The organism is Pseudoalteromonas sp. SR45-6 (assembly GCF_014163545.1).
GTDB lineage: Bacteria > Pseudomonadota > Gammaproteobacteria > Enterobacterales > Alteromonadaceae > Pseudoalteromonas > Pseudoalteromonas rhizosphaerae.
Genome location: NZ_JACJDM010000094.1, coordinates 1 through 6892, shown reverse-complemented (window position 1 = coordinate 6892; position 6892 = coordinate 1). Strand labels below are relative to the sequence as shown.

Sequence of the window (6892 nt, the reverse complement as noted above, 5' to 3'; positions counted from 1 at the left end):
ATGATCTTGTAGTGCATGACTATATTACTACTTGCTTACAACATATTGCAGAGCAGCCAGATAACCTTGAGCCACTTCTGCCTTGGAACTTTAGCAAAGCTAGGTGTCGTTAGCTATACGCTTACGGATGATATTCTGGATTGCATAGAGCAAACACAGTGTAATCGTAAGGTACACCGTGTACTTAAGCTACTAGCGGTAAATTGTAAGCGGCAATCCATTGAAAAAAATAATGACATGTGCCGTTTTAAAATAGGAAGTCACACGATCTGTGTTCCTTAAGAACTAAGCTATGAGGGTGGATTAGCATAAATTTAATCCCCTAAGTTTTAAAAATCACTGAAGCGGTGCAGCCCTTTTCCATATTATTTGATATGTTAAATGTCCACTGGTATTTTTCACATATATCTTGAACAATTTTGAGGCCTATACCAAACCCTTCATAGCCGCGAGGTTGTTCATTTAGGCCTAATCCATCATCAATAACATCTATTCTTTGTTCAGAAATAAATAAATTTACACTACCTTCAATACTGCAATTAATAGCATTTTTTAATAAGTTACATACTACTGCTGAAAATAGTAATGGGTGCGCATGTAATGAAAATTCATTCTGTATGTCATAATGGAAATTTACTTGATTTGCTTTGATAGTAGGGGAAAAGTTCTTAACTATTTTGTCGATAAACGTGTCTGATATTGAAACGTTACTGGTATTTGAAACTTCGTCTCTAGCAAGTAATAGGAAAATATGAGTTAACTGCTCCATTTCTATTACAGCATCATCTATTCTAGTTAATTGCTTTGTAGTCTTATCATTATTTGCTCGTCTTAAAACACTTACACCGCCTCGAATCACCGTCATAGGAGTACGTAGTTCATGACTAATATACCTAGTAAAAGTTTGCTCCCTAATAAATGCAGAATATATTCGCTTACGATAGCTATTAATGCTAGCAAGCATCATTTCTAACTCAAAAGATAATTTTCCATTAACAGATAAAGGTTTACTAACTTCATGTGAATCATATTCAAGCATTTCAGCTAACTCTGAAAACGGAGAGCTTATCCGCTTTGCCATTTTAATAATAAAAAATGCAGAGCCAATGAATAAAATCACACCTGAAGAAAGTATCATAATTTGGAAAATTGCAAAGTATGTATCGTCCCACTCTATTTGGTCGACATCCTCAATGGCATAAGCAGTAATTTCATCATTATTAATTTTTATTTTTTGCGCAAATACAGTGAATTCACTGTCGTCATCAAAATGAATACTTTGGATACCCAGCCAGTCGACGTTAATTTTATCTTTAATTTTTTTTGGTAAAATTTCATACGTATTATAGATTGTTAATATCGGATCTATTTTTATTTTTATTTTTGTATTTTCGCTTTTTTGAAAAAGTTTTAGGTGATAGGGAGCTTTTAGTGCCAAACGCTGTTCACTGGCTTGATTTTCAGTGTACAACACCGTGTAATAAAATAAGCATCCATAAAAGGCTAATAATATCAAAGCGCCCAATAGATATACTTTTATAATTATTTGACTAATTGGTTTACTTTTAAACATTACACTCACTCAATCTGTATCCTGTTTTAGGTATAGTTTCTATAACATCTTTGTCATAAGGCTTATCGATTTTGAGTCTCAATTGGTATATGTGTTTTCTAAGTATGTCTTTATCAGGTAGCTCATCTCCCCAAATACTATCCTCTATCTCTTGCCTAGAAACTACATTGGGTGCTTTAGTTATTAAAAGCTTCATAATTTTGAAACAAGTTGGGGTCAGTTTGATTTCACTCCCTTCTCTCCAGACCTGACAAGTTTTGAGATTAATTGTAACAGGACCGAAAATAACTGTTTTTGCAAAGCCATTTCCTGAACTCCTTCGAACAGCATTTATTATTCTAGCTTCCAAAAGTTCTAAATTAAAAGGTTTGACTATATAGTCATCAGCTCCTATTTTGAGCCCTTGTAACATGTCACTATCGGTATCTCTGGCCGTAAGCATTATGATAGGAGTATCATATCCTTCAGCTCTAAGCCGATGACATACTGTTATACCATCAATACCGGGAAGCATTATATCTAAAATAATACAGTCAAAGTTGTTTGACTGAGCTAATGCAAGACCTAACGTGCCTGTCGCTGCAAAGTCTAATTCAAACTCTGAACCTTCAAAGTAATCAAATATAACTTCGGCAACAGTATGACAATCTTCAATCAGTAGAATTTTCAATAGACACCTTATTTTCAAATTTATCGTTGCATACTAATAGGTAACGTACAGTGGATTTTTCTTCAACAACACAATGAGCGTCAAATAAATCTTTAAAAATAATAAACTCGTCCTGCTTTATAGCAATATATATTTTTCCACTACTGTTAACTAAGTCTCGTAAATATGCTTTTTCATTTATTTGTTTAGCTCTACCATTTGAATAAAACTGTCCACTAAATGGGCGTTTATTCCAATAATACAAAGGGGCTTCTTTAAACGATTTTTGATGTAATTCGAGTAGCTTATGTTCGCTTTTGTGCTCCCATGCACCCTTTAGCAGTGCACTTAACATAGCTATTAAGGTTAAAACCGTAAATAAAGCCAAGTAATTGCATAGCTTAGTAAATTTTATGTTTAAGGCTATCAGTATAGCTAATGCACTAAAACCAGGTAGCACATAGATTGGCAACACATTACCAGCTAAAGTAAATAGTAATAGTGGCGAAATCACCCAACAAATAAGGTACTTATTTATATTTGGCTGGTCGGGTTCTTTTCTAAGTGCTTTTTTAATATTTTCTTTTTTGAATAGTAGTCCTAAAGCTAAAAATGACCAAGGGCTTGCGCACAGTAACCAATAAAACCAAATTGTACCTCTAGGTTTAACGTGCGCTGTGCCATAAAGATCGCCTTCCCATCCAGATACAAGGAATCGCTGAATATGTTCACCAACTATAAAATATTCTAAAAAGCCCGGAGTACGTATTTCGGCTAGAATGTACCAAGGTAAAGTTAGACCTAAAAAAACGAACATCCCACTTACCCAAGGCAAGCGTCTTATAGCTACTTTAAAGCAGCCTTGCCAAGCGCTCCAAACAACGAGTGAAATCCCTATAAGCACGACAGCAACAGGTCCTTTAATTAGCATACCGAGCGCTAAAGAGACAAAAAATAAATAGCCATAAAGTTGGTTTTTTTGAGCATAGCATTGCCAATAGCTAAACATTGCAAGGGTATAAGCAAGAAGCAAAGCACTATCCGTCATAACCATGCCAATAGCAACGATAAACCCTAAGCTAGAAACTAGCACCAATATAGATAAAACACTTTTACTTAAATTCGTCAGGGATAATGTGAATCGAAAGACCAAGTAACAGGTTAATAAACCACACAATAAGTGAGGTAAACGAGCAGTAAACTCATTTATACCTAAAAAATTAAAACTAATGGCACTCAGCCAGGTTTGAATTGGAGGTTTCCCCCAAAATGGCACGTCGTAATCAAACTGAGGGGTAACCCAGTTACGAGTTTCTACCATGATACGAGCCATTTCCCCATACCTAGCCTCAGTTGTATCGTAGAGAGGGAAAAGTCCTAGTGAGACAAGCCTTATAGCGATCAAGGAAATAATAATTGCTAAAGCCCAATATACTGTAGAATTTATTTTATCAGCCATGTTTTTTCACCATGCCGTTCTGACTCTTTTGGCTTTGTTTATCCATTATTAAATATATAGGACGCCCTTTGGTCTCAGCATAAATACGTCCAATATATTCACCTAAGACGCCTATAGCTATCAGTTGAACTCCCCCTAAGAATAACTGGGTCAACATTATCGAAGGGTAACCCGCAACGGTTTCTCCAAAGAATAGAGTCTTGGCAACAACCCATAAGCCATAAAAAAATGCGGATGTAGATATTAAAGTGCCGACCCAGGTCGATATTTGTAAAGGCTTTACACTAAAAGCTGTAATGCCAGATAGGCCTAACTTTACCAGCTGAAAGAAAGACCACTTTGTCTCTCCTGCAACGCGTTCAGGACGCTCAAAACTAATTGTTGTTTGCTTATATCCTGGCCATGAAAGAATTCCTTTCATATAGCGGCTTCTTTCTGATAATTTCTTTATATCATCAACAACTCTTCTACTTAATAGCCTAAAATCACCTACGTCCTTTTGTAATGGAACCTCAGATAAATGGTCAAGTAACCTGTAATAAATGTGAGCGCTCCAACGTTTTAAGCGTGACTCACCTAAGCGGGATGACCGTTTCATATTTACAACATCAAAACCTTGTTTCCATGCATTTAGCATTTTAGGAATAAGTTCAGGTGGATCTTGTAAATCAGCATCCAATAAAATAATAGCTTCACCTCTAGCATTATCTATACCAGCGGTCATCGCGGCTTCTTTACCAAAGTTACGACTTAAGTTAATGCATTCAATATCGGCATAATGATTGGTTAAATTTGACATTGCATTCCAGCTATCGTCAGTACTTCCATCATTAATATAAATGACTTCCACATGCTCGTTTAATAACAAGCTTAGAGCTTTCGATAGGTGGTGATTAAAGATAGGCAGCATTTCTTGCTCGTTATAAACAGGCACTATGATGCTCAGCGTTATATCTTCATTAACAGACTTAGGGTGTTCGACCAGTTTCATTAAGCTCTCCAATAATTTTACAAAGCAAGCTTAAAACAACCTGAGTCTATAAAAAGTCAATGCATCAAGACAATTTATAGACATCTTCTAATTAATAATGGCTCTACGATTAATTATTTAATGCTTAATAATGCAGCAACTAAAAAAATTTTGTTTTGTAGGAGGTGCAGGGTTCATTGTTGATAGTTTTATTTTTTTTATTTTAGTAAATCATATCGATTCAATTATAACCGCACGCGCAATAGCATTTTGGCTAGCAGCTAGCACAACATGGTTAGGTAATAGAGTTTACACCTTCAATAACCAGGCTTATGAAAGCGCTGTAAAACAATGGAGTAAGCACATGTTCGCAGCTCATTTATCTGGCGTAATCAATTTAATAGTTTTTTGGATAGCCAAAGAGCTTTTCTTAATTCACTTCGCTTTTTGCTTAGGAATTATGGCCGGTTTGGTAAGTAACTACCTTTTAGCTAATAGGTTTGTATTTACTAAAAATTCTAACGAAAGAAAAAACAACTTCCTTCTCAATAAAATTAGGGACTAGAAATGCAAGTCAATAAAGTGAAAATAATCACTGTTCTTATTACTTTTAGCGTAGCAATTTGTGCATTAATTATTTTGGCAACACCTCCAAAACTGCCTTTATCATCCAGTAATAACAAAGCTTTAGTAGTCAATATATTAAAGGCTAAACCTCAAGAATTTGCACCCAGTTATCAAGCTTATGGCCGAATAGAAACACCAAATATTCTAACTTTATTTGCACAAGTCGAAGGTGAAATTTTATTCCTTAATAATAATTTTGAAGTTGGTAGTCGAGTAAATAGGAGTGAAACTATTTATCATATTGATGATGAGGACTATAAAAACCAGCTACAAGCTCGATTGGGAGAGCTTAAAGTAGCAGAAGCTAACTTAAAGCTTGAGCTCGGTGAGCAACGCTTTTCGAAAAGTGAATACAAAAGGGTTAGACCTAAAAAAGACAGCCCTAATTTAAAACTACAAGAATCATTAATGTTGCGAAAGCCTCAATTAGAAATAGCTAAAGCTAATATTTTAATTGCAACAAGCAACCTAGAACTCGCAAAAAAAAAATTTAGAACGTTGTAAATTTCAATCTAAAGAAAACTACGTCGTTTTAGAAAAGAGCGCTTACCAAGGCGACTTTGTTAAAAAGGGAGATAAGATTGGTACTTTTGCTCAACTCTCTGAGCTTAGGGTAAGCTTATCAATACCTCACGATGTTGCTTCAGTATTGTCTATTGGTCAGCGGGTTAAGGTTTAAGGTTTAAGGTTTAAGGTTTATCGAGACGATAATACATTTTTTAATGCCCATATATCTCAAATACCTCCAACACAAGCGCTAACTAGCCAACTACAAAGTGTTTATCTAACTGTAGATAATGACAGTGGAACGCTGATGATAAATGAATTTGTGGCCGCAGAGCTAACTTTACCTACTTTTAAAAATGTACTTAAAGTTCCTTTATCTTCTATTGATGGCGACAAGATTTGGCTCGTCGATAAGAACAATCAATTGTTTTCGAAAAGGGTTAACGTAATTTGGAAAAATAAAGAGAGTATCATAATCAAAAATATTCTAGAGGAAGGGATGACTATAGTAAAAAACAAAGTGTCTGGTGCTAAAAATGGATTGAAAGCTGATATTAGCAACGGAGAGCTGTAATGAAAAATAGTAAAGCGGAGTTTTTCAAGTTAGTTGTCGCCTCAAGTTAAATTTTATGCCACCCGCATTTCTTCTTTTTTCTCAGGATTTAAATTTACTTCCTTAATTATTGACCAATCGCGTGATTTTCCTGACCAACGACCAGGGTTATTCAATCTAGCCGCATCGTTTACCTGCTGGCGCTTGGCTAATATTTCTTTATCTAAACCTAAGTGACGCTGATTTGGCGTGACAAATTTTATACCGCTGTTCAAATGCTCGTTATTGTACCAATCTACAAACCCTGCCACCCATTTTCTTGCTGTGCTTATTTCTGCAAATGGCTTTTCTGGGTAGTCTGAGCGATATTTTAACGTTTTAAATAATGACTCCGAATAGGGATTATCATTACTCACTGACGGGCGACTAACGGAGTTTTTCAAGTTAGTTGTCGCCTCAAGTTAAATTTTATGCCGCCCGCATTTCTTCTTTTTTCTCAGGATTCAAATTTACTTCGTTTATCATTGACCAATCTCGTGACTTTCCTGACCAAC

The 6892-nt window shown here is 35.4% G+C and carries 7 protein-coding genes and 2 pseudogenes; 4 read left to right on the top strand and 5 right to left on the bottom strand.

What is annotated here, in order from left to right:
- Window positions 1-322: 322 nt before the first annotated feature.
- The 4 genes from H5158_RS21835 to H5158_RS21820 are packed head-to-tail and all read right to left on the bottom strand — an operon-like array spanning window position 323 to window position 4672.
- Window positions 323-1573: a HAMP domain-containing sensor histidine kinase gene (locus tag H5158_RS21835; RefSeq protein ID WP_182740896.1), complete on the bottom strand. Its 1251-nt coding sequence runs from the start codon at window positions 1571-1573 to the stop codon at window positions 323-325.
- Window positions 1566-2243: a response regulator transcription factor gene (locus tag H5158_RS21830; protein WP_182719598.1), complete on the bottom strand. Its 678-nt coding sequence runs from the start codon at window positions 2241-2243 to the stop codon at window positions 1566-1568. The genes H5158_RS21835 and H5158_RS21830 overlap by 8 nt, the downstream gene beginning before the upstream one ends.
- Entirely contained in the window at window positions 2224-3681 is a 1458-nt protein-coding gene (locus tag H5158_RS21825; RefSeq protein ID WP_182740895.1) for a glycosyltransferase family 39 protein, read from the bottom strand. The genes H5158_RS21830 and H5158_RS21825 overlap by 20 nt, the downstream gene beginning before the upstream one ends.
- Window positions 3674-4672 (bottom strand): glycosyltransferase family 2 protein, encoded by a 999-nt coding sequence (locus tag H5158_RS21820; RefSeq protein WP_182719600.1) that lies wholly within the window; start codon window positions 4670-4672, stop codon window positions 3674-3676. The genes H5158_RS21825 and H5158_RS21820 overlap by 8 nt, the downstream gene beginning before the upstream one ends.
- Before the next feature lie 130 nt (window positions 4673-4802).
- Between H5158_RS21820 and H5158_RS21815 the strand changes: the two genes are divergently transcribed.
- From H5158_RS21815 to H5158_RS21800, 4 genes and pseudogenes are all read left to right on the top strand, one after another.
- Window positions 4803-5216, top strand: coding sequence for a GtrA family protein (locus tag H5158_RS21815; RefSeq protein ID WP_182719601.1), 414 nt, complete (start codon window positions 4803-4805; stop codon window positions 5214-5216).
- 2 nt (window positions 5217-5218) lie between these two features.
- Window positions 5219-5782 carry a hypothetical protein gene (locus tag H5158_RS21810; RefSeq protein ID WP_182740894.1) on the top strand — a complete coding sequence of 188 codons (564 nt, stop codon included), beginning with the start codon at window positions 5219-5221 and terminating at the stop codon, window positions 5780-5782.
- A 31-nt stretch (window positions 5783-5813) separates the two neighbouring features.
- A pseudogene (locus H5158_RS23785) lies at window positions 5814-5957 on the top strand (hypothetical protein); the annotation flags it as partial.
- A 135-nt stretch (window positions 5958-6092) separates the two neighbouring features.
- Window positions 6093-6359 (top strand): hypothetical protein, encoded by a 267-nt coding sequence (locus H5158_RS21800; protein ID WP_182740893.1) that lies wholly within the window; start codon window positions 6093-6095, stop codon window positions 6357-6359.
- Between the two features lie 53 nt (window positions 6360-6412).
- Here H5158_RS21800 and H5158_RS21795 read toward each other — a convergent pair.
- Window positions 6413-6772: pseudogene (locus H5158_RS21795) on the bottom strand (integrase core domain-containing protein); the annotation flags it as partial.
- Between the last annotated feature and the right edge of the window lie 120 nt (window positions 6773-6892).